At 40.5% G+C, this 22,411-nt stretch carries 27 protein-coding genes; 13 read left to right on the top strand and 14 right to left on the bottom strand.

The window, feature by feature from the left end:
- Positions 1-130: 130 nt before the first annotated feature.
- The 8 genes from fusA to fkpA all read right to left on the bottom strand — a co-directional run bounded on the left by fusA (position 131) and on the right by fkpA (position 6,225).
- A complete protein-coding gene (fusA, locus tag GNP81_RS10670) occupies positions 131-2,227 on the bottom strand; it encodes an elongation factor G (protein WP_005417215.1) in 2,097 nt (698 codons plus the stop codon).
- Between the two features lie 131 nt (positions 2,228-2,358).
- Positions 2,359-2,829: a 30S ribosomal protein S7 gene (rpsG, locus tag GNP81_RS10660; RefSeq protein WP_005417210.1), complete on the bottom strand. Its 471-nt coding sequence runs from the start codon at positions 2,827-2,829 to the stop codon at positions 2,359-2,361.
- A 117-nt stretch (positions 2,830-2,946) separates the two neighbouring features.
- The gene (rpsL, locus tag GNP81_RS10655; RefSeq protein ID WP_005417208.1) at positions 2,947-3,321 is read right to left on the bottom strand and encodes a 30S ribosomal protein S12; all 375 of its coding nucleotides are present in this window, start codon (positions 3,319-3,321) and stop codon (positions 2,947-2,949) included.
- Positions 3,322-3,484: 163 nt separating this feature from the next.
- A complete protein-coding gene (gene tusB / locus GNP81_RS10650) occupies positions 3,485-3,775 on the bottom strand; it encodes a sulfurtransferase complex subunit TusB (protein WP_155673666.1) in 291 nt (96 codons plus the stop codon).
- Complete coding sequence (tusC, locus tag GNP81_RS10645) at positions 3,776-4,132, bottom strand: sulfurtransferase complex subunit TusC (RefSeq protein WP_155656849.1); 357 nt, start codon at positions 4,130-4,132, stop codon at positions 3,776-3,778.
- Positions 4,133-4,166: 34 nt separating this feature from the next.
- Positions 4,167-4,559, bottom strand: coding sequence for a sulfurtransferase complex subunit TusD (gene tusD / locus GNP81_RS10640; protein WP_336495321.1), 393 nt, complete (start codon positions 4,557-4,559; stop codon positions 4,167-4,169).
- Positions 4,556-5,260 carry a helix-turn-helix transcriptional regulator gene (locus GNP81_RS10635; RefSeq protein ID WP_005417199.1) on the bottom strand — a complete coding sequence of 235 codons (705 nt, stop codon included), beginning with the start codon at positions 5,258-5,260 and terminating at the stop codon, positions 4,556-4,558. Before GNP81_RS10635 ends, tusD begins: the two co-directional genes overlap by 4 nt.
- Before the next feature lie 170 nt (positions 5,261-5,430).
- Positions 5,431-6,225: an FKBP-type peptidyl-prolyl cis-trans isomerase gene (gene fkpA, locus GNP81_RS10630; RefSeq protein WP_005417197.1), complete on the bottom strand. Its 795-nt coding sequence runs from the start codon at positions 6,223-6,225 to the stop codon at positions 5,431-5,433.
- A gap of 223 nt (positions 6,226-6,448) precedes the next feature.
- On the opposite strand from fkpA, the gene GNP81_RS10625 reads away from it, so the two are divergent.
- Both GNP81_RS10625 and GNP81_RS10620 read left to right on the top strand, forming a co-directional pair.
- Entirely contained in the window at positions 6,449-7,462 is a 1,014-nt protein-coding gene (locus GNP81_RS10625; protein WP_155671693.1) for a WD40 repeat domain-containing protein, read from the top strand.
- Positions 7,462-7,686, top strand: coding sequence for a SlyX family protein (locus GNP81_RS10620; protein ID WP_005417195.1), 225 nt, complete (start codon positions 7,462-7,464; stop codon positions 7,684-7,686). Before GNP81_RS10625 ends, GNP81_RS10620 begins: the two co-directional genes overlap by 1 nt.
- Positions 7,687-7,871: 185 nt before the next feature.
- Here GNP81_RS10620 and slyD read toward each other — a convergent pair whose 3' ends face one another.
- Genes slyD through kefG form a run of 4 tightly spaced genes read right to left on the bottom strand, consistent with a single transcriptional unit; the run spans position 7,872 to position 11,084 of the window.
- Entirely contained in the window at positions 7,872-8,465 is a 594-nt protein-coding gene (gene slyD / locus GNP81_RS10615; RefSeq protein ID WP_155673667.1) for a peptidylprolyl isomerase, read from the bottom strand.
- A 56-nt stretch (positions 8,466-8,521) separates the two neighbouring features.
- Entirely contained in the window at positions 8,522-8,722 is a 201-nt protein-coding gene (locus tag GNP81_RS10610) for a YheV family putative zinc ribbon protein (RefSeq protein ID WP_170618929.1), read from the bottom strand.
- A 29-nt stretch (positions 8,723-8,751) separates the two neighbouring features.
- Complete coding sequence (gene kefB / locus GNP81_RS10605) at positions 8,752-10,542, bottom strand: glutathione-regulated potassium-efflux system protein KefB (protein ID WP_155656850.1); 1,791 nt, start codon at positions 10,540-10,542, stop codon at positions 8,752-8,754.
- Entirely contained in the window at positions 10,542-11,084 is a 543-nt protein-coding gene (gene kefG, locus GNP81_RS10600) for a glutathione-regulated potassium-efflux system ancillary protein KefG (RefSeq protein WP_155673668.1), read from the bottom strand. Before kefG ends, kefB begins: the two co-directional genes overlap by 1 nt.
- Before the next feature lie 215 nt (positions 11,085-11,299).
- On the opposite strand from kefG, the gene GNP81_RS10595 reads away from it, so the two are divergent.
- The 7 genes from GNP81_RS10595 (at position 11,300) to rraA (ending at position 17,568) form a co-directional block, all read left to right on the top strand.
- Positions 11,300-13,231 carry an ABC transporter ATP-binding protein gene (locus GNP81_RS10595; RefSeq protein WP_155673669.1) on the top strand — a complete coding sequence of 644 codons (1,932 nt, stop codon included), beginning with the start codon at positions 11,300-11,302 and terminating at the stop codon, positions 13,229-13,231.
- Positions 13,215-13,721 carry a TIGR02444 family protein gene (locus GNP81_RS10590; RefSeq protein ID WP_155673670.1) on the top strand — a complete coding sequence of 169 codons (507 nt, stop codon included), beginning with the start codon at positions 13,215-13,217 and terminating at the stop codon, positions 13,719-13,721. The genes GNP81_RS10595 and GNP81_RS10590 overlap by 17 nt, the downstream gene beginning before the upstream one ends.
- 5 nt (positions 13,722-13,726) lie before the next feature.
- On the top strand, positions 13,727-14,695 hold the full coding sequence (locus tag GNP81_RS10585; RefSeq protein ID WP_065621704.1) for a hydrolase: 969 nt from the start codon (positions 13,727-13,729) through the stop codon (positions 14,693-14,695).
- Positions 14,696-14,740: 45 nt separating this feature from the next.
- Positions 14,741-14,983 carry a YheU family protein gene (locus GNP81_RS10580; RefSeq protein ID WP_012532745.1) on the top strand — a complete coding sequence of 81 codons (243 nt, stop codon included), beginning with the start codon at positions 14,741-14,743 and terminating at the stop codon, positions 14,981-14,983.
- Between the two features lie 102 nt (positions 14,984-15,085).
- On the top strand, positions 15,086-15,955 hold the full coding sequence (locus tag GNP81_RS10575) for a phosphoribulokinase (RefSeq protein ID WP_011261063.1): 870 nt from the start codon (positions 15,086-15,088) through the stop codon (positions 15,953-15,955).
- A gap of 82 nt (positions 15,956-16,037) precedes the next feature.
- Complete coding sequence (locus GNP81_RS10570) at positions 16,038-16,946, top strand: 1,4-dihydroxy-2-naphthoate polyprenyltransferase (RefSeq protein ID WP_005417183.1); 909 nt, start codon at positions 16,038-16,040, stop codon at positions 16,944-16,946.
- Positions 16,947-17,070: 124 nt separating this feature from the next.
- Positions 17,071-17,568: a ribonuclease E activity regulator RraA gene (gene rraA, locus GNP81_RS10565; protein ID WP_005417181.1), complete on the top strand. Its 498-nt coding sequence runs from the start codon at positions 17,071-17,073 to the stop codon at positions 17,566-17,568.
- Between the two features lie 244 nt (positions 17,569-17,812).
- On the opposite strand, the gene zapB is transcribed toward rraA, so the two are convergent.
- Positions 17,813-18,055 (bottom strand): cell division protein ZapB, encoded by a 243-nt coding sequence (gene zapB, locus GNP81_RS10560; RefSeq protein WP_005417172.1) that lies wholly within the window; start codon positions 18,053-18,055, stop codon positions 17,813-17,815.
- A 366-nt stretch (positions 18,056-18,421) separates the two neighbouring features.
- On the opposite strand from zapB, the gene glpX reads away from it, so the two are divergent.
- Both glpX and GNP81_RS10550 read left to right on the top strand, forming a co-directional pair.
- Entirely contained in the window at positions 18,422-19,429 is a 1,008-nt protein-coding gene (gene glpX, locus GNP81_RS10555) for a class II fructose-bisphosphatase (protein WP_155673671.1), read from the top strand.
- 423 nt (positions 19,430-19,852) lie between these two features.
- Positions 19,853-20,206, top strand: a complete 354-nt coding sequence (locus GNP81_RS10550) for a DUF3135 domain-containing protein (RefSeq protein WP_012532863.1) — start codon at positions 19,853-19,855, stop codon at positions 20,204-20,206.
- Between the two features lie 14 nt (positions 20,207-20,220).
- On the opposite strand, the gene GNP81_RS10545 is transcribed toward GNP81_RS10550, so the two are convergent.
- Positions 20,221-20,565, bottom strand: a complete 345-nt coding sequence (locus tag GNP81_RS10545) for a 5-carboxymethyl-2-hydroxymuconate Delta-isomerase (RefSeq protein WP_155673672.1) — start codon at positions 20,563-20,565, stop codon at positions 20,221-20,223.
- Between the two features lie 268 nt (positions 20,566-20,833).
- Between GNP81_RS10545 and tpiA the strand changes: the two genes are divergently transcribed.
- Both tpiA and GNP81_RS10535 read left to right on the top strand, forming a co-directional pair.
- Entirely contained in the window at positions 20,834-21,604 is a 771-nt protein-coding gene (gene tpiA, locus GNP81_RS10540) for a triose-phosphate isomerase (RefSeq protein ID WP_011261058.1), read from the top strand.
- 368 nt (positions 21,605-21,972) lie between these two features.
- The gene (locus GNP81_RS10535) at positions 21,973-22,323 is read left to right on the top strand and encodes an endonuclease domain-containing protein (protein ID WP_065621706.1); all 351 of its coding nucleotides are present in this window, start codon (positions 21,973-21,975) and stop codon (positions 22,321-22,323) included.
- Positions 22,324-22,411: the final 88 nt, after the last annotated feature.

Here is a 22,411-nt window from a genome sequence, read left to right as displayed (position 1 = left end):
GTTCAAATTTTTCTTTAGACACGATCGTGTTCCTTCCTAGTTATGATTCGCCTTATCGAACAGTGATAAGGCGCGCCAGAATTTGCTATTTTATGCGTCAATTGCTCTTGACGCAAGGGTATTGAGTATATTATCCACGCTCAGCGATGATTCTGTCGGCAATATTCTTAGAAACTTCACCATATTCGGCGAATTCCATAGAATAAGACGCTCGACCTTGAGTCGCAGAACGTAAAGATGTTGCATAACCAAACATTTCTGAAAGCGGAACTTGTGCACGGATAATTTTCAATCCAGCAACACCATCGTCCATGCCTTCAATCATGCCGCGGCGACGGTTTAAGTCACCAACAACATCACCCATCCAGTCTTCTGGAGTGGTTACTTCAACTTTCATCATTGGCTCAAGAATAACAGGTTGCGCTTCTAGAGCACCCTTCTTGAATGCCATTGAACCCGCGATCTTGAACGCCATTTCACTGGAGTCAACATCGTGGTATGAGCCATCAAATAGCGTAGCTTTAACGTCAAGTACAGGATAACCTGCTAACACGCCGTTATGCATTTGCTCTTCGATACCTTTAGCTACTGAGCTGATGTATTCACGAGGAACAGCACCACCTACAATTTCGTCAACAAAAACGAAACCAGCATCTGGTTCTGATGGTTCGATTTTTAGCCATACGTGACCGTATTGACCGCGACCACCAGATTGACGTACGAATTTACCTTCCACTTCCGTTGTACCACGGATAGTTTCACGGTATGCCACTTGAGGCTTACCTACGTTACATTCAACACTGAACTCACGCTTCATACGATCAACGATAATATCTAAGTGTAGCTCACCCATGCCAGAAATCAGTGTTTGACCTGATTCTTCATCAGTTTCTACACGGAAAGATGGATCTTCTGCCGCTAGTTTACCTAGCGCGATACCCATTTTCTCTTGGTCAGCTTGTGTTCTTGGTTCTACAGCGATCTGAATAACAGGTTCTGGGAATTCCATACGCTCAAGAATTACTTTTGCGTTTTGGTCACACAGAGTATCACCTGTTGTTACGTCTTTAAGGCCGATTGCAGCTGCAATATCACCAGCACGTACTTCTTTCACTTCTTCACGCTTGTTAGCATGAAGTTGAACGATACGTCCAAAACGCTCACGCTTTTGTTTCACTGAGTTATATACTGCGTCACCAGTGTTAACCACACCAGAGTAAACACGCATAAAGGTCAATGAACCAACAAATGGGTCTGTCGCAATTTTAAATGCAAGTGCAGCAAACGGTTCGTTGTCATCTGCATGACGCTCAACTTCGTTATCATTTTCATCCACACCTTTGATCGCAGGAACGTCAACTGGCGCTGGTAAATATTCGATAACGGCATCAAGTACAGCTTGAACACCTTTGTTTTTAAACGCTGAACCACAAGTAGCCAATACGATTTCGTTATTTAATGTACGAGTACGTAATGCTTCTTTGATTTCTGCTTCAGACAGTTCTTCACCTTCAAGGTATTTGTCCATCAGCTCTTCAGACGCTTCTGCTGCTGCTTCAACTAGGTTTTGACGCCATTCTTCAGCAAGCTCTTGCATATCAGCTGGAATTTCTTCGTATGTGAAGGTCATGCCTTGATCGGCTTCATTCCAGTTGATTCGTTTCATCTTGATAAGGTCAACAACACCACTAAAGTCCTCTTCAGCACCAATGTTTAATTGGATTGGAACAGGAGTAGCACCAAGACGATTCTTAATTTGATCTACAACACGTAAGAAATCTGCACCAGCACGGTCCATTTTGTTAACGAACACGATACGTGGAACACCGTATTTATCAGCTTGACGCCATACAGTTTCAGATTGAGGTTCAACACCAGACGAGCCACAGAACACAACAACTGCACCATCAAGTACACGCAGAGAACGTTCTACTTCGATTGTGAAGTCAACGTGTCCAGGAGTATCGATGATATTAATACGGTGATCTTGGAATTGTGCATCCATACCACGCCAGAATGTGGTAGTTGCCGCTGAGGTAATTGTGATACCACGCTCTTGCTCTTGCTCCATCCAGTCCATGGTTGCTGCACCATCGTGAACTTCGCCGATTTTGTGAGAAAGGCCAGTATAGAACAGAATACGCTCAGTAGTAGTAGTTTTACCTGCATCTACGTGAGCACAGATACCGATATTACGGTAGCGCTCAATAGGTGTATTTCGAGCCACGGTTGTATCCTCTTATCTTAGGGATTATTGCTATTACCCAACGCTTATGCATTGAAATAGCGATAATGGCTAAGTGTTTTACTAAATAGGGGAAGAAGTAAGGTGCAGCAAGGACTGCTGCACCTTCGGTATTACCAGCGGTAATGAGCGAATGCTTTGTTAGCATCAGCCATACGGTGAACGTCTTCACGTTTCTTAACCGCAGTACCTTTGTTCTCAGACGCGTCTAACATTTCGTTAGCAAGACGTTGAGCCATAGATTTTTCACCACGCTTACGCGCAGCTTCAACCATCCAACGCATAGCAAGTGCGTTACGGCGAACCGGACGTACTTCTACAGGCACTTGGTAAGTTGAACCACCCACACGGCGAGATTTAACTTCTACCGCAGGACGAACATTTTCAAGAGCTTCTTCAAACACAGCTAAGTGGTCTTTACCAGACTTCTCAGCCATAAGATCTAGTGCACCGTAAACGATTTTTTCAGCAGTTGATTTCTTACCGTCAACCATTACGATGTTTACAAATTTTGCCAGCAGCTCAGATTTGAACTTAGGATCTGGAAGGATCTTACGCTGACCAATTACGCGACGACGTGGCATGGAATATCTCCGTTGTCTTCTTCAGGTTTTATCCAAAACTTTTCAGTTTTATCAAAACAATACAAATAAAATAGTGTTTGGCCTTACTTAACGCTTTCTTAATTTAAGAGAAAAGCATTAAGACTTAGGACGTTTCACACCGTACTTAGAACGACCTTTCTTACGGTCATTTACGCCTGCACAGTCAAGTGCACCGCGAACAGTGTGGTAACGCACACCTGGTAAATCTTTAACACGACCACCACGGATAAGAACAACTGAGTGCTCTTGAAGGTTGTGACCTTCACCGCCGATGTATGAAGTAACTTCAAAGCCGTTAGTTAGACGAACACGACATACTTTACGTAAAGCTGAGTTCGGTTTTTTTGGTGTAGTAGTGTAAACACGAGTACATACACCACGTTTTTGTGGACACGCTTCTAGCGCAGGCACGTTGCTTTTAACAACTTGCTTTGCACGAGGCTTACGTACCAACTGGTTAATAGTTGCCATTAAAATAGCTCCTGATTAGAGGTTCGAAAACTTTTGAAAAATCTAGCCCTACAGAAATAGGGACGCGAAATTCTAAGGCTGAACGTGATATGTGTCAAGAAATATACAGCACTATTAATAAACAATTTAAAAATAATTTGCCTTTCTTAACCATAGATCACGCTTACCAAGTCACTATAGGAAAATGAACTTGGGTTAAAGAAACAAAAGCACTGTAATTAACTAATTGAATTTTATCATCAATAAGTTTAGTTACGCCTCTTGCTTCGATGTCTTCTTGTAAAAAATAGCAGTGTTCAAACGATAAGATCAATGAATGATCTTTATGATCCTTAATTGCTGCGTATACACAGTCTTGCGTAAAAATAATGACATCATTCTCACGATTGACAGGCAATTCTTTATTATGAAGTAATTGGAGATTATCGGTACTTGTTAGAATATGCAGCATCATTTAAAACACCATAATCTGGTTACATTGAGACAGCTTTTCATTTATGTCTTTATTTGAAATGCTATCAACGTCAATTAAAAGATACTCTTCTTTTATACCGCGATTATTCATTGCATTCTGACAAACAAATATCTCTTCAAGATCATAAAGTTCAAGCATTTTAAATCCTGAAATATAATCCCTAGATAAAATCTTTTCTGGTTCTTGATTCTTAAGTAGCTGCAACACACCATCTCCAATAAAGAAGATTTGAATATCTTCACTGTAAGCAGAAGCTGCTAATATTGCATCTAGCCCTTCTCTGCCTTTTGATGTTGAATGTGGTGCTGATTGAAATACAAATCCAAGTCGATTCATAATATTTCCGCTTTATTTAAACTGAACAACACGGTTAAAACTGAACAACACGGTCAAACTTCAATAACGCTGTAGCTAAACCACCTAATCCTGCTTGTTGGAAACCAACAGCTAAATTATGTTGCTTTAATTGATGCTGACTTGCTTCGTCCTCACCAATAACACCACGTCGTAGTGCTGCAGCAACACAAGTTTCCAATTCAATATCATGCCGTTGTGCTAGCTCTTGCCATTGCTTAGTGATATCAACTTCATCATTGGCAGGTAAAATCAGAGAAGAAGCATTTAACACTCCTTCCTGATAAAAGAATACTTTTTTAATGCTGTGCCCTTGAGCTAATACCGCTTCTGCAAATTGAAAGGCTTTTCTTGATGCCTGTGAACCATAAGCAGGTCCATTTACAACAAGCCCATACTCTAAACTCACTTTTCACCATCCTCTGTTTTTCTTTGACGAATATAAAGATAAACAGTGTGTTTAGAAATATTCAGCTGATCAGCAACACGATTAATCGCATCTTTAATATCGAAAATGCCTTTATCGTATAAGTCCATTACGATTTGTTTATTCTTAGCATTATTACCGACTTCTTTATCTGCATTAATCTCATCAATCGTGCGTTTTACTGTTTGATCAACAAGCTCATCAACATCACTTGCAAAGTTAACACTTGATGCTGCTTCATTCGCTTCTTCACTTGGCATAAACGATTGCAATACTTGTGAAAAAGGTGCATCCAAATTGATATTAATACACAGTAAACCAATGATTCTTTCATCCCCGTTACGAATTGCAACAGTGATTGACTTCATTAGTACCCCACCCTTTGCTCGAGTGAAATAAGAACGAGAAAAATTACGTTTAGAACGTTCAATATCTTTTAGCATTTGCAGCGCTAAATCGGTGATTGGAGAGCCAACTTTACGTCCTGTATTCTCGCCATTAGCAATTCGAATTGCTGATTTATTGATATCTTCTAATGAGTGTAAAACGATTTCACAATAGTTACCGATTAAACTGGCAATTCCATCCACCACAGCTTCATAAGAGCGCAAAATGTGATGGTCAAACTCTGTAAATGGCACCACTTCAGAAAAGCTTTCTTCCGCAGTATTCTCAATATTCATAATCTACCAACTTAATATTTGCTTGCTTAACACTCATGCTAAGACTTACGGCTTAAAATAATTACATCAAGTTTATCAGAATATTTGCATGAAAATAAAAAACCCCAGCAAGTGCCGGGGCTAATTCAGTGATCTAAAACAAAGTTTAGATTATTTAATCTTCAATCAGATTATTTTGCAGGTTTTGCTGCGTCTTTGATTTCTAGCAGCTCAACATCAAATACTAGAGTTGAATTTGCAGGAATCGCTTGGTTGCCTTGTGCACCGTAACCTAATTCAGCAGGGATAACGAACTTGTACTTAGAACCAACATTCATTAATTGAACACCTTCAGTCCAACCAGGAATTACAGCGTTTAGTGGGAACGTCGCTGGTTGATTACGATCGTAAGAGCTATCAAACTTAGTACCATCGATTAATGTACCAGAGTAATGAACCACTACTGTATCAGTGTCTTTTGGCTTAGGACCGTCAGCAGGTGTAATTACTTTGTATAGAAGGCCTGATTCTGTTTTCTTCACGCCATCTTCTTTTTCAAATTTAGCGCGGAAGTCAGCACCTGCTTTTGCGTTAGCTTCAGATTCTGCTGCCATTTTCTTTTGTGCAATTTCAGCAACACGTTGATCTAGGTTTTGAAGAGCAACTTGGATCTCTTCATCAGTTAGACGCTCTTTACCATTAAATACATCAGTTACACCAGCAAGTACATCCGCTTTCTTCAGGTCAAGACCAAGCTCTGTTTGCTTCTCTAGGTTTGAGTTTAAGTATTTAGCTAAAGATGCGCCGATTGCATAACCTGCTTTTTCATCTTCTGATGCAAATGTTGCAGCTGTAGCAGATTCAGTAGATGCTTCAATTTTTGCAGGTAATGTTGTTGCTTCAGTTTTTGGTGCTTCTTCTTTTTGACAACCAACAACGAATGCAACAGTTGCAGCAAGTAACGACACTTTAAAGATAGATTTCATTTCAAAACTCCAGATTATTTGAGGTCCTGCCTCAATTTTCTTATTCAATTTTTTAGATCATACCAATCTGGATAAGTAGTTGATAAGATTATTGCTAGTTATCATCGATTTTCACCAGCAATAATGATCGAATACTTATTTAGATTGGTATATAGATGCGAAATACTGTTCATCACAATATACTAGTACTTATAGACACATTACAAACGAGTAGTTCAATTTGATGCGCGCTATATCTCAATACATCGCTATTTTTGTCATTACGCTGACATTATCGGGCTGTTTTTTCCAAAATTCAGACGATCAACGCTGGGAATTAGCTCCCCAAGGTACAACAAGTTTTGCGTTAAGTCGTGACGCTCGCTTTGCTCTTTTCTTTGTTAAAAATGACTCTATTCCTGAAAAAAATGAACCACAAGTAAAATCTGGTCTTCATTTTTGGGATCTTGTAGAAAATAAAGAACTGACTTTCTTCGGTGACCAAGACCAAGATAAATCAACAGTTTCCTATATTAGGATCTCTGATAACTCGCGATTTGCAATAACCGCAACTCAAACTAACTTTGCGGTTTGGGATTTGGGAATGGGCATTTCTGAAGGATTATGGTCTATCTCTGATGGAATTATTCGAGATGTATCTATTGCAAGTAATGGGCAACAAGTGCTACTTGGACTTTCAAATGGTAAAGCCATCTATATTAATTTAGCTACCGGTCGTCGCTTAGAGTTTCTTGCTCACAGAGAAAAAGTTAATTCTGTCGCCCTTTCTGCAAATGGTAAGTTTGCCTTATCTGGAGGTAATGATTACTTTGCTTATTTATGGGATACCGAAACTGGACAAATACTTCATACCTTTGAGCATGAAAAACGAGTAAGTCGAACGGCACTTCAACGTGATGGTAAATATGCTTTCACCGCAGATGGTGGTAATGAAGGGTTTATTTGGGATTTAAAAACGGGTGAAAAAATAACGGAACTCAGTACGTTAGCTCGTCAACAAGTATATTCTACCGCTCGCTTTAGCGATGATGGCCAACTTCTCGTGACTGGTTCTCCCTCTGGAACCGTAAATGTATGGAATACCACATCAGGTAAAAAGCGCGAACAATGGCGTTCAGAACCATTAAAAGATGCACGTCCACCAACAGCAGTAGTGTATGATGTCGCCATTGATAAACAACAACGAGTGGTTTCAGCGACATCAGCAGGAATCGCCCAAGCGTGGTTAATAGAATAATGACAACAACAATTGAACAATTAGAACAAAAGATCAGTGATTTAGAGTGTCAAATGGCGTTTCAAGAGCAAACCATTGATGAACTAAACGATGCCCTATCTCAGCAACAGCTATTAATCACTAATATGCAAGTTCAGATGAAGTTTATGGTAGGTAAGATGAAGACTATGGATTCGTCTAATATGGCTGATCCAACAGAAGAAACACCACCACCGCATTACTAAATGCAGGAGCGAGAATCGAGAACGCTACGCTCTAGGAACGAGGAAGAGCAAATCGAGCACTCAGAAGCCTAAAAACAAAAAAACCGTAAATGCATCAGCACCTACGGTTTTTTAATTTCTACAGTACGAAAATCTTTCTCGCCCCTAAACTCTCGAGCGAAGCGTCCTCGTCCCTGCTCTTAAAATTACTTAGAACAGTTGCCGTTACCACAACATACGTGCTCTTCTTCGTGATCGTGAGAATGGCCTTCGCCACCACAACAACCACCTTCGTGATCATGGTCGTGGTCGTGACCGTGACCACCACAGCCACCTTCTTGGTGAATATGACCGTGAGCAGCTTCTTCTTCCGTTGCTGCACGTAGTGCTACTACTTCAACGTCAAAATCTAGAGTTTGACCAGCAAGCATGTGGTTACCATCAACAACAACTTCGTCGCCATCAACTTCAGTTACTTCTACAGGGATTGGACCTTGGTCTGTATCAGCAAGGAAACGCATACCAACTTCAATTTGGTCAACGCCTTGGAATACGTTTGCAGGAACACGTTGAACCATCTCATCCATGTGCTCGCCATACGCTTCTTCAGGAGTTACAGTGATGCTGAATTTGTCGCCTTCAACTTTACCTTCAAGTGCTTTTTCAAGACCAACGATTAGGTTGTTGTGACCGTGTAGGTAATCAAGAGGAGCGTCAACTGTTGATTGGTCTACAACTACGCCTTCTTCTGTTTTCACTTGGTAAGCTAGACTTACAACAACGTTCTTTTCAATTTTCATTTTAACTCCGGATGCACTTAGCATTAGTGGATGGTATTCAGTATGACAACATAATACTATTCAGGCTTAAAAACACCAATAACATCATCTTGCGCATGTTTGGTTTTTTCGAGTGATTTAGGCGTTCGGCGGTCTGTATGACCACAATCAACACATTCAACATACTCGATATTACTTTCTTGCCACCAGCGTAGCGTATCTTCTTTGCTACATGATGGACAAACTGCACCTGCAATAAATCGTTTTTTCACGGTTATTATCCTTGTGCTATTCACTCTTTATAACATCAGTCCCAGTGGTTCTGGCTTGAGCGTTCGTTTTCCATTTCTAAGCTAAAAATCTCTTCTAACTCGATTCGAGCAGCCTTCGCTTTTGAAGCCAGAGATTTATCATCTGAATGTAATGGTAACAATTCTTTTAGCATAGCAACATCTAACTTTTTAAAATGAGATTCTGCTCGCTTAGCTTGATAAGGATGCATACCTAAAGATGTGAGGGTTTGTCGCCCTAAATCAAGGGCACCATAGAAAGTTTCTCGTGAAAAGTTATCAACACCTTCACTCAATAACTCATAAGCCTCTACTCGACTGCGTGCACGAGCTAATATTTTTAAATGAGGAAAATGTCTTTGGCATAACGCCACGACTTCCATCACTTTTTGTGGATCTTTTTTACACACCACAATGGCTTTGGCTTTTTCAGCTCCCGCCGCTCGTAAAAGTTCAACTTGCGTTGCATCGCCGTAATACACTTTATAATCGAATTTACGTAATAGACGAATTTGACTTGGGTCTGCCTCTAAAATAGTCAGTTTTATCTTATTAGCGAAAAGTAATCGTCCAACAATCTGACCAAATCGTCCAAAGCCAGCAATAATAACTTCTGGTTGAGTTGCGTGTGTAAAGTCCGATAGAGGCATTTCTTCTTCGCTGTTTAAGGTTCTCGCAAACCATTTATCTTGAGCGATTAAAAACAGTGGTGTTGTCATCATAGAAATACTGACAACCACCAACAAAAATGCCGTTAATTCTCGGCTTAATAAACCTTCCATCTGGGCGGCGGTAAACAAAACAAAAGCAAACTCGCCACCTTGACTTAATATCATCGCCATTTGACTACGTGCTTTCGCTCGAGTACCAAAAGCTCTTGCTAACCCATAAATCAGCAACCCTTTCACCACTACAAGTGACAATACCGCAGCTAAGATCTCAAATGGATACTGTAGTAATAGCCCTAAATTAACTGACATTCCTACTGCAATAAAAAACAAACCAAGCAATAGCCCTTTAAAAGGTTCAATAGCTACTTCTAACTCATGACGAAACTCACTTTCAGCCAGCAATACCCCAGCCAAAAATGCCCCAAGAGCCATTGATAGCCCTAACTGTTTCATCGCAGCAGATACGCCAATCACCAATAATAATGCGGCAACAGTAAATAACTCTCTCGCTCCACTTTTCACTACATAACTAAAAAGTGGGCGTAATAGAAAATGGGCAAGAGTAAAAATAGAAATAACACCTGCAAGAACCCATAATCCGTCGAGCCAATTACCACTCGCACCACCAGCTAAAACAGGCAATATCGCTAACATAGGAATAACCGCAATATCCTGAAACAGCAAAACCGCAAAACCAGATTGTCCACTTTCAGAATCAGACAATTTACGTTCTTCTATCACCCTTAAGGCAATCGCGGTCGATGACAAAGCCAACCCCATGCCGATAACCAAACTGACTTGCCATACTAAACCAAAAAACATCATCGCAGCAGTAATCACCACAGATGACACCACAACTTGGCTTCCTCCCAACCCGATTATTGGCTTTCGCATTTTCCATAATTTACTGGGGTTCAACTCTAAGCCGATTAAAAAGAGCAGCAATACCACGCCAAATTCAGAGAAATGAAGAATCGCATCCACATCTGAAATTAATTTTAACCCCCATGGACCAATTGCGATTCCTGCTAATAAATAGCCTAGTACCGCACCAAGACCAAAACGCTGTGCCAAAGGGACCGTTACCACAGCAGCGGCTAAAAATATTGAACTTGTATGTAACCAATCACCAGCCATTAGATGCCTCCTTTCGGGTTTAGCAACCAAGCTTTATATTCATCAATATATTGCTGTCGTTTTTCTACCGTAATTTTACGTGCCCAGTATTGGATAGAGGGCGGTAACCATTCCATCTGACACAATGCGGCGGTAATTTTAAATGGAACCAAAATGTCATCCATTGAATGTTGGTTATATCCTTTTTTTGAAAAGGCTTCTTCAATACCACCAGCAGTGATCACGCTTCGCCACTGCTTACCTTTTAAAGCATCACCATTACCATAAGCAAACCCTTTACCTAAAACACAATCCATCCACTCTTTTAATAGTGCTGGACAAGAATAAAGATAAAGTGGATGTTGAAAAATAATAATATCGTGTTGTGCTAGCAGTTCATGCTCGAACACAACATCGATAAAGAAATCAGGATAATGAGCATAAAGATCATGCACAGTCACATGTTCTAAATGAGAATAAGCCGATAAAATGGCTTTATTGGCGATAGAGTGCTCAGGATCTGGATGAGCAAGAATAACTAATATTTTAGGCAACTGAGTCATGTCTTCCCTTTTCTGACTTTATTGTTTTATTTTTCTCTTATACCGATCACAGTAACTAAGTGCTCAGAGATAGCAAAAGAAAAAGATTACTGCGGTTGGTATTATCTATCATACAGACAATTTCAATGTCGACAATCACCCCTCTTACGCCTACTATGCTCATCGTATTCAAATAACTTCAAGATTCAGTCAGATTAAGAGAAGCAAACCACAGCATGATTACCTTTTCAGACATTCAATTACTTCGTGGCGGAAAGCCATTACTAGAGCAAGCCTCTGCCACTATTCACCCTGGTGACAAAGTCGGTTTAGTCGGAAAAAATGGCTGTGGTAAATCCACACTTTTTGCCTTAATCAAAGGTGAATTGAGTGTTGATGCAGGTTCAAACCGTGTCCCACATAACTGGGAAATGGCTTGGGTTGCTCAAGAAACACCGGCATTAGAACGTAAAGCCATTGACTATGTTATTGATGGCGACCGTGAATTTCGTGGTTTAGAAGATCAACTAGCAAAAGCAGAAGAAGCCGATAACGGAACTCTGGTTGCCGAATTACACGGTAAACTTGAAACTGTAGGTGGTTACACCATCAATTCTCGTGCTGCTGAATTACTTAATGGTTTAGGCTTTTCACAACAACAGATGGAATGGAACTTAACCCAATTCTCTGGTGGTTGGCGTATGCGTTTAAACTTAGCACAAGCATTGATTTGTCGCTCTGATTTATTACTACTTGATGAACCGACCAACCACTTAGACTTAGATGCCGTAATGTGGCTTGAGCGTTGGTTACAAAACTACCCAGGAACTCTATTACTCATTTCGCACGACCGTGATTTCTTAGATCCAGTAGTAAACCGTATTATTCACGTTGAAAACCAAAAATTGAATGAGTACACAGGTAACTACTCATCGTTTGAAGTTCAACGCTCTGAGAAACTAATCCTGCAACAAGCTCAGTTCCAGAAACAACAGAAAAACATGGCGCACATGCAGTCATACATTGACCGCTTCCGTTACAAAGCCTCAAAAGCACGCCAAGCACAAAGCCGAATTAAAGCATTAGAAAAGATGGAAAAAGTGCTACCGGCACAGTTAGATAACCCATTCAGCTTTAATTTTAGAGAACCTGATGCTCTACCAAACCCAATCTTAATGATGGATGAAGTCAGCGCAGGTTATGAAAACAATACGATTTTAGAGCAAATTCGCTTAAACCTAGTTCCGGGAAGTCGTATTGGCCTGTTAGGTCGAAACGGCGCAGGTAAATCAACGCTTATCAAATTACTTTCAGGTGAGTTAGCTCCGCAGAGTGGCGTATTTACTTACTCTCAAGGGGTTAAAATTGGTTACTTCGCACAGCACCAACTGGAAACCTTACACGTAGAAGAAACCCCTCTTCAGCACCTAATGCAAATTGCCCCTAATCATACAGAACAACAACTACGTGATTATTTAGGCAGTTTTGGTTTCCAAGGTGATAAAGCGTTAGAAAAAATTGGTCCTTTCTCTGGTGGTGAAAAAGCCCGTTTAGTACTGGCACTTGTGGTATGGCAAAAACCAAACATGCTATTGCTTGATGAACCGACCAACCACCTTGATTTAGATATGCGTCAAGCCCTAACGATGGCACTACAAACCTTTGAAGGTGCAATGGTTATTGTCAGCCACGATAGATATTTACTTCGTGCAACAACCGATGACTTGTACTTAGTTCATGACCGCCAAGTGGTTCCTTTTGATGGTGATTTAACGGATTACTACAAATGGCTAACCGAGCAAAATAAGAGCGAGCGTAAAGAACAACAGCAACAAGAAAAACAAGATAATCCAAGCACATCAACCAGTTTAAGTGCAGCAGAGAAAAAAGAACAAAAACGCAAAGAAGCCGAATTCAGAAAGCTAATTGCCCCATTACGAAAAGAAGTGACTAAACTTGAAACTCGAATGGATAAGCTTAATGAAGCATTAAGCCAAGCAGAAGAAGAGCTTGGTGACGTTTCATTATATGAAGCAGAAAACAAAAAGCGTTTAACGGAAGTTCTTGCCATTCAAGCATCAGCAAAATCTGAACTCGAAGAAGTTGAAATGGAATGGATGGATCTTCAAGAACAAATTGAAGAAAAAGAGAATGCTGCCAAGCAGTAACATTCCTTTGAATGAGCACCAATTGGCTTCTATTACCCAAGAAGCCTTTTGGTGTTTCTCATTATCCCATTATAAGAAAGGTGGGGTAAAACAAGCAGCACTGACACTACAAGACACCTACTTTGGTAATGTGAATTTAGCATTATTACTTATCTGGCTTAATAGTCTAAACCTCTCATTCTCGGTATCTGACTTACCGCTTCTTGAAGCTGCTCTACATAAAAGCGATGCTCTACTTCACTCTTATCGCAAGTTAAGAAAACAGATCAAATCGACACAAGATCAAACTCTTTATCAAGAAGCCTTACGGTTTGAGCTACAAATAGAAAAGCAGCAACAAAGCGATCTAATCACTGCTTTAATACGTATTCCTTTGGTAATAAAAACCGATAATAATCAGATAAGTTTATTAACGCATTATTGCCGTTCTTTGCAGGCAGACGCCTTACTTGCAGCTCTAGAAAGTAATCAACATAACAACACAGAGTAACTAAGATGATGGATAACTTTACACCGGCTACCGGTTTATCTAACGCTCATATTCAGACACTGCTTCCTCGCTTTCTGCGTCGTAGTCCATTGTTTAATGCATATTGGCAACGCCTTGAGTTACCAGACAGTGACTTCGTTGACCTCGCTTGGAGTGAAAACCCAAATAAAGCAGGAGAAAAACCGCTTTTTATTCTTTTTCATGGTTTAGAAGGCAGTTTCGACAGCCCTTATGCCAATGGATTATTGGCTGCTGCAAAAGAGCAAGGTTGGCTTGGTGTGATGATGCACTTTCGTGGTTGCAGTGATGTGCCTAACCGTTTAGCAAGGGCGTACCACTCAGGTGAAACCGAAGACGCACGTTTTTTTATTGAGATGTTGGATGCTCGCTTCCCTAATCAAGAAAAGGTCGCTACCGGGATCTCTCTTGGTGGTAATATGCTGGTGAACTACCTCGCCAAATATCAAAACGATACCCTACTGAACGCCGCAACGGTTATCTCCGCACCTCTGGATTTAGGCGCCTGTTCTGAACGTATTCAACAAGGTTTTTCTCGTTTGTATCAGGGTTATTTATTAGGATCATTAAAAAACAACAGCATTAAAAAACTCAACGCCTCTCGTAAAGAGATTGTTGGTTTAAATAAAGAGATGATCAAAGCTATTCCTGATTTAATCACCTTTGATAATCTCATCACAGCACCAATGCATGGTTACGCTCACGCGCAAGACTATTATCAACAATGCAGTGGTTTACAGTTTTTAGATCGTATCGACATACCAACTCGAATTATTCATTCTAAAGACGATCCGTTTATGACAAACGCGGTGATACCTACTCATCCACTGCCTAACTGTGTACACTATCAACTAACAGAACACGGTGGTCACGTAGGTTTTATTAATGGATCTATCACTAAGCCCAATTTTTGGTTAGAAAGTACCGTTAACCACTGGTTCCAAAAAATTCTCTAACTTTAGCGCCTATTGGCAATTCATTTAATGGATGAGATAAGTAGTATGATCATTCCTTGGCAAGACATCGCTCCTGACACATTAGAAAACTTAATTTCTGAATTTGTATTACGTGAAGGGACAGATTACGGTGAAGTTGAAATCAGCCATCAAGAAAAAGTAGATCAAATTAAAGTTCTATTGAAAAATGGTGAAGCAATGGTGGTCTTTTCCGAGCTTCATGAAACCGTTGATATTCAAACCAAAGCTCGCTTTAATCCTAATTTAACTAACCATAATTACGATTAATAGACCTACCAAGATACTCACAATTTTAAAACCGAACAGTATCATTTTTACCAACCCTGTTATAACATCCGACGAGAATAAGGAAATTAGACAGGGTTTGTCATGTCAGCAAAACATCCAATTATTGCCGTAACGGGGTCATCCGGAGCAGGCACTACCACCACATCTGAAGCATTTCGTAAAATGTTCAATATGATGGACATAAAAGCATCTTGGCTTGAAGGGGACAGTTTCCATCGTTTCACTCGTCCTGAAATGGATGTGGAGATCCGTAAAGCAAAAGAACAAGGTAAGCACATCAGTTACTTTGGTCCTCAAGCAAATGACTTCCCGGCACTAGAGCAGTTTTTCCGTCAATACGGAGAGGACGGAACGGGTCAATATCGTCGCTATTTACATACTTTCGATGAAGCGGTTCCTTTCAATCAAATGCCTGGCACATTCACTCCATGGCAAGACCTACCAGATGATACCGATGTTCTTTTTTATGAAGGTTTACACGGTGGCGTTGTTGATGGTGATATTAACGTATCTCAACATGTGGATTTACTTATCGGCATGGTGCCAATTGTAAACTTAGAATGGATACAGAAATTTGTTCGCGATACTCGTGATCGTGGGCATTCTCGTGAAGCCGTAATGGACTCAATCGTTCGTTCAATGGATGATTATTTAAATTACATTACTCCACAATTTTCTCGAACTCATATTAACTTCCAACGAGTACCAACCGTAGATACCTCTAATCCACTCAACGCAAAAGGCATTCCGAGTTTAGATGAAAGCTTTGTTGTCATCCGTTTTAGAGGGTTAAGTAAAGTCGACTTTCCTTACTTATTAGCAATGATTGATGGTTCATTTATGTCTCGTCATAACACGCTAGTTGTTCCCGGAGGCAAAATGAGCTTTGCTATGGAGTTAATTATTAGACCACTACTTCAACAGTTAATTGATACTGGGAAAATAAATTAATTTCGCTATCTTCTGCGCCAAATTTGGGGTTCTTCCAAAAATAGTGAATAATAGAGACTCTATTCACTATTTTTGCGATGCTATGAAAACTTCTCCTTTTTCCATTTGGCTCAGCGCCGCTCGTCCAAAAACACTCCCTCTTGCCTTAGCCTCAATCATGACAGGCTCTGTGTTGGCATATTGGAATAACCATGCCTCTTTTACTATCACGTTAATGGCATTTATCACCGCAACGTTATTGCAAATATTGTCGAATCTGGCAAATGACTACGGCGATGCAGTGAAAGGTACAGATAACGAAGATCGCCTTGGTCCACAACGAGCAATGCAAACCGGCCTTGTAACGCAAGAAACGATGAAAAAAGCCATTGGCATTAATATTGTTCTGACGATCATTAGTGGCTTAATTTTAGTCTTTAGTTCATTACACCAAACCATGGATATTATTGGATTCATCGCTCTTGGGTTATTAGCTATTGGCGCTGCTATTGCTTATACCATGGGTGATAAGCCTTATGGTTACCGTGGCTTAGGGGATATCTCTGTTTTTATCTTTTTTGGTTTATTAGGGGTTGCCGGTACGTATTACCTTCATACCGGTCACTTATCATCTGCTCTATTCTTACCAGCGACTGCCTGCGGTTTATTAGCTGTCGCAGTATTAAATATTAATAACCTACGTGATATAGAGAATGACGAAGCGTGTGGAAAAATGACATTGGTCGTTCGCATGGGCGCAAACTGGGGTCGTAAATATCATGCTGTATTAATGGCCGCGAGTTTTATCTGTCTTGCTGTTTTTAGTGCGACTCAAATTCATTCACTAACTGGTTGGTTATTTTTAGCAATTGCACCTTTCGTCTTCAATCATGTTATGTCAGTGATGCGAGCACCAAATGGTGAAGCAATCAGACCTATGATGGGCACCGTTGTGCAATGCGCACTATTTACCAATGTACTATTTGCTGTTGGCTTGTACTTATCCGTTTAAAAACAAAAGCGGCTTATCCCACAGACCTAAGTAAATCAGGATAAATTTGCGGTTTGTCATAGTATTGCCTAAAAAAGCACGTATATTGAACAGTTACAAACACCAATAAAAGGTAAGTTTCACTATGGAATACAATACTTCAGCACTTTGTGACATCTATTTAGATCAAGTTGATGTTGTTGAACCGATGTTCAGCCACTTTGGCGCTAAGACATCATTTTCAGGTCAAATCACAACAATTAAATGTTTTGAAGATAATGGTCTGATTCATCAACTATTAGAAGAGAAAGGCGAAGGTCGTGTTTTATTAGTTGATGGCGGCGGTTCTTTACGTCGTGCTTTAGTGGATGCAGACCTAGCAGCAAAAGCTGCCCACAATGGTTGGGAAGGCTTAGTTATCTATGGTTGCGTCCGTGAAGTGGATTACCTAGAAGAGATTGAGATTGGCATTCAAGCTCTCGCTTCTATTCCTGTTGGTGCAGCAAGACAAAACATTGGTGAAGTGGATGTTGCAGTTAACTTTGGTAGTGTGACTTTCTTGCCTGAAGATCATCTTTACGCGGATTCGACTGGAGTGATTATCTCTCAAGAGCCGCTAGAAGAGATGGGTGAAGAAGAGTAAAAGGGTTAAGGGACGAGAAAGCGAGGTTTCAGGTTTCAGGAAAATCAAAAGCGAGAGCCCCTGAAACCTGCAAGCGCAGCGTCCTGAAACCTAGTTATCACTACAGCTGAGATACCCTCTCTTAGTAATCACTAGTAAAAAAAAACCGTAGATGCTTCCACATCTACGGTTTCAAAATGATTCACAGAACTTAGCTCTTCCTCGCTCTTAAAGCGAAGCGTCCTCGCCTCTCGTTCCTGCTCTATTACTCTACTTCGTCCATTTTACCAAGTAGACCACGGATGCGAGCTTCAAATTGAGCTTGCTCATCACGTGCACGTTGAGCTTCTTGTTCTACTTCTGAACGACCGTTGTTTGCTTGCTCAAGATCTTGAGTTAGCGCTGCGTTCGTTTCTTTTAATTCTTCAACTTCCATTTGTAGCAGTGCGATTGTATCTACTGCCATCTGAACTTTAGCTTCTAGTTGTTCTAATATTTCTAAAGACATTCCTGCCACCTTAACTATATTCTTCATTGAATATGTAGCGAATTTATTACTCACTACAAACTTGTTTTCTATTCTACTCAGCAATTGTAATTCTGCCATAGTGTTATTCATTAAATTGCATCATATGAACAAAAAAACAGCACTTTTTACCAACATCTGACGTACTTTCTTAAGATTAAAACGAACTACATACCAAAACTAGGTATTTGCCTTCGTTATTTGAATTAAACCACACCTTTAGCTCCTTGATATTTTTATTCTTCGCTGAAAAAATTTCATTCTCGCGGGAAAAAGCAAACGTTTCCCTTTTTGTTATGCTAAAATCCCCTCGATTTTTACTTATTCATCGATTTATTCGGAGCAATTATGAAACGCGATTTAGCAATGGCTTTTTCTCGAGTTACTGAAGGTGCCGCACTGGCTGGTTACAAATGGCTTGGCCGTGGTGATAAAAACGCCGCTGACGGTGCTGCTGTTGAAGTAATGCGTACTCTTCTGAACAAAACTGATATCAGTGGTGAGATTGTTATTGGTGAAGGTGAGATCGATGATGCACCTATGCTATACATCGGTGAAAACGTAGGTACAGGTGGCGATGCTGTTGATATCGCGGTTGATCCAATCGAAGGTACTCGCATGACAGCGATGGGTCAATCAAACGCACTTGCAGTATTAGCTGCTGGTGAAAAAGGTAGCTTCTTAAAAGCACCAGATATGTACATGGAAAAATTGGTTGTTGGTCCTGGAGCAAAAGGCGCAATTGATTTAAGTCTTTCTCTAGAAGAAAACCTAGTAAATATTGCAAAAGCATTAGGTAAACCATTAGAAACGCTTGTTGTGACAACACTGGCTAAACCTCGTCATGATGAAGTAATTGCAAACATGCAGAAAATGGGTGTTCGTGTATTTGCAGTGCCAGATGGTGATGTTGCGGCTTCTATTCTAACCTGTATGCCTGATAGCGAAGTGGACGTTATGTACTGTATCGGTGGAGCACCTGAAGGTGTGGTTTCTGCTGCAGTTATTCGTGCATTAGATGGCGATATGCAAGCACGTCTTCTTCCTCGTCATGAAGTGAAAGGCGATACAGAAGAAAACCGTATCCACGGTGAAGCCGAGCTTAAACGTTGTGAAGAAATGGGCGTAAAAGCGAACGTTATCTTAAAAATGACAGACATGGCACGCAGTGATGATGTTGTTTTTGCAGCTACTGGTATCACAAAAGGTGATCTACTAGAAGGCATTACTCGCCAAGGTAATATTGCGACAACTGAAACTCTACTTATCCGTGGTCGTTGTCGTACGATTCGTCGTATTAAGTCGATTCACTACTTAGAGCGTAAAGACACTGAGATTAGAGATATTATTCTTTAAGAGCAGGGACTAGAGGCGAGGACGCTTCGCTTAAGGAGCGAAGAAGAGCCGAGGTCTGTGATAAATTTGAAACCGTAGGTGTGAAAGCATCTGCGGTTTTTTTGTTTTAAGAGAGTTCAGGGTTCAGATCGGTCGCAAGCTCCCTTGCAGGGTTCAGGGGTGATCGCTGTAGCTACAGCGACAAATATATAGTTCCAGCTAAAAGTCAAAAGCAGTCGCCTCTGAAGCCTGCAAGCGCAGCGTCCTGAAACCTTGCTCTTGCTTTCACTCGCTTCTCGCAGGACGAAGTCCGTTCTCGCCCCTCGTCCCTACCCCCTCATCTCAAAAGCGAGACTCCCATTCAATCCCCCCAACCCTACTTTCTCAAAACCTGAAAACTTCAACTAAGCTGAATCTATAAAAGCAAAAACAAGGAATCAGTTTATGCCGCAATCACATCGCAACCTATCCATTCCCTCATTTGATGAGCTAAAAGCATTAGCAGAAAAAGATCCAGAACAACTGGAGGCATTACGTCACCAACTAAGTATGGAGTTTATTGAAAGTGTTCCGGAAGAACATCAAGGGCCACTGCTTGCACAGCAAAGTCATATTGAACGCATTATTGAGCGAGGCAATAACCCAAATCATGTAAATATTCTTCTAGGGCGAGAGCTTGGAAAGCAATTCGTTCGCTTTGCTGATTCACTCAACAAGCCCATTGATGAGCATCAAGCTGCAGATATTATTCAATTTCCTAATGCCACTTCTCGCCCCTCAAATAATACGAAGCATTAGGTAAGACGAAAGCTCTAACCTATTTTTTGAAAGCTCTCATTTTCCATGTCACGCACGTTGATAGTTAAGCTATCAATGTGACTGGCTTGTTCAACAAGCACATCCATTAATGCACGACTTAACTCTCTCTTCTGCTCAGAGCTTCTTCCTTCTAATAGCTCTAACGTAATATGAATAAAGTCGACACTATTTCCCTGCTCTCCAACAAGCCAAGAATGCACTCTTACCGCTCTTGATTTCACATCTTTTGCTGAAAACAATCCTGAGGCAATAGTCACTTGATGCAGGTCTTCTAATAAACCCTGCATATTAAGCCTATCTTCTGCTGAATTTGAATATTCCATAACTAAGTGCGGCATAACAACGTCCTTTTAATGTACCCAAAATGATTACTTTTCCATCATTCAGTGAAAGTGAATTAGTTACAATCTCCTCAATAGAAAAGTGCCTAAGTAATCACACTTAAAATCTGCCATTTATTTCTACATTACAGCTCATAATTTTTCGCATTCCGAAATAAAAGCACTAAAATGAGGTATAAAAATGATTTTAGACACTAAATCTGTCGCAAAATCTGTTATATTTTTACGCAAGTTTTTTACATTAATTTGAATTGGAGAGAATCCTATGCGTCATCCTGTAGTTATGGGTAACTGGAAACTAAACGGCAGCAAAGAAATGGTTGTTGAACTACTAAACGGTCTTAACGCTGAACTTGAAGGCGTTACAGGCGTAGACGTAGCAGTTGCTCCACCTGCACTATTTGTAGACCTTGCTGAGCGTACGCTTACTGAAGCTGGTAGCGCAATCATCCTAGGTGCTCAAAACACTGATCTAAACAACAGCGGTGCATTCACTGGCGACATGTCTCCAGCTATGCTTAAAGAGTTCGGTGCAACTCACATCATCATCGGTCACTCTGAGCGTCGTGAATACCACAACGAATCAGACGAGTTCGTTGCTAAGAAATTCGCTTTCCTAAAAGAAAACGGTCTTACTCCTGTTCTTTGTATCGGTGAATCTGAAGCTCAAAACGAAGCTGGTGAAACTGTTGCAGTATGTGCACGTCAAATCGACGCAGTTATCAACACTCAAGGCGTTGACGCTCTAAACGGCGCAATCATCGCTTACGAACCAATCTGGGCTATCGGTACTGGTAAAGCAGCTACAGCTGAAGATGCACAACGCATCCACGCTCAAATCCGTGCTCACATTGCTGAGAAATCTGAAGAAGTTGCTAAGAACGTTGTTATCCAATACGGCGGTTCTGTTAAGCCTGAAAACGCAGCAGCTTACTTCGCACAACCAGACATCGATGGTGCTCTAGTTGGCGGTGCAGCTCTTGACGCGAAAAGCTTTGCAGCTATCGCTAAAGCAGCAGCTGAAGCAAAAGCTTAATTATAAATTCTAGGAACGAGGACACTTCGCTCTAGGGACGAGGAAAACTTGGTTCTGTGGATAATTTGAAACCGTGGATGTGAAAGCATCTGCGGTTTTTTTGTTTTAAGAGCAGGTTTCAGGTTTCAGATCGGTCGCAAGCTCCCTTGCAGGGTTTAGAGGTGGTCGCTGAAATCACAGCTATCACGATACTGTTCCTCCCCTTGGGTAATAATGTATTGTGATTGACTATGTTGATATAAGGGGAGGTTAGGAGGGGTTGTTAATAAGTAACTTTGAATATGATCGCAATTACTCTGGTTTTTTCATCCTATCGATGTCTTATCCCCTACTGTTTATTGATACTAATTTTTTTATAAAGAATCAATATGCCGAATATTTTTAATCAGAAGAAACACTGCACACTAAGACAAAACTTACGAAATAATATGCCAAGTGCAGAGAAAAAATTATGGTTCTATTTAAGAAAGAAGCAATTAGGCGTTAAATTTAGAAGACAACATGGAATTGGAAAGTATGTTGTTGACTTCTTTTGTAGTGAAAGAAAGTTAGTCATTGAACTTGATGGTGATAGTCATTTTTCTATTGAAGCTCAGAAGTATGATGAAATTAGAAACTTATTTATGAAAAACTTAGGAATAAGAGTTGTTAGATTTACTAATCAAGATGTTTTAGATAACTGTGAAAATGTGCTTCTTTGTATAAAAAAGTATATTTAGTTACAACCCCCTCTAACTCCCCCTTCTATTGACTATATCGATCTCATAACTAAAACGACCAAGGGGGAGAACCATTCTTTGTCGTTGT

Origin of the sequence: Aliivibrio fischeri (assembly GCF_009727955.1) — a bacterium.
In the GTDB taxonomy this organism is placed as follows: Bacteria; Pseudomonadota; Gammaproteobacteria; order Enterobacterales; family Vibrionaceae; genus Aliivibrio; species Aliivibrio fischeri_A.
The sequence above is the reverse complement of the archived record's forward strand: the minus strand, read 5'-3'. Positions and strand labels throughout refer to the sequence as shown.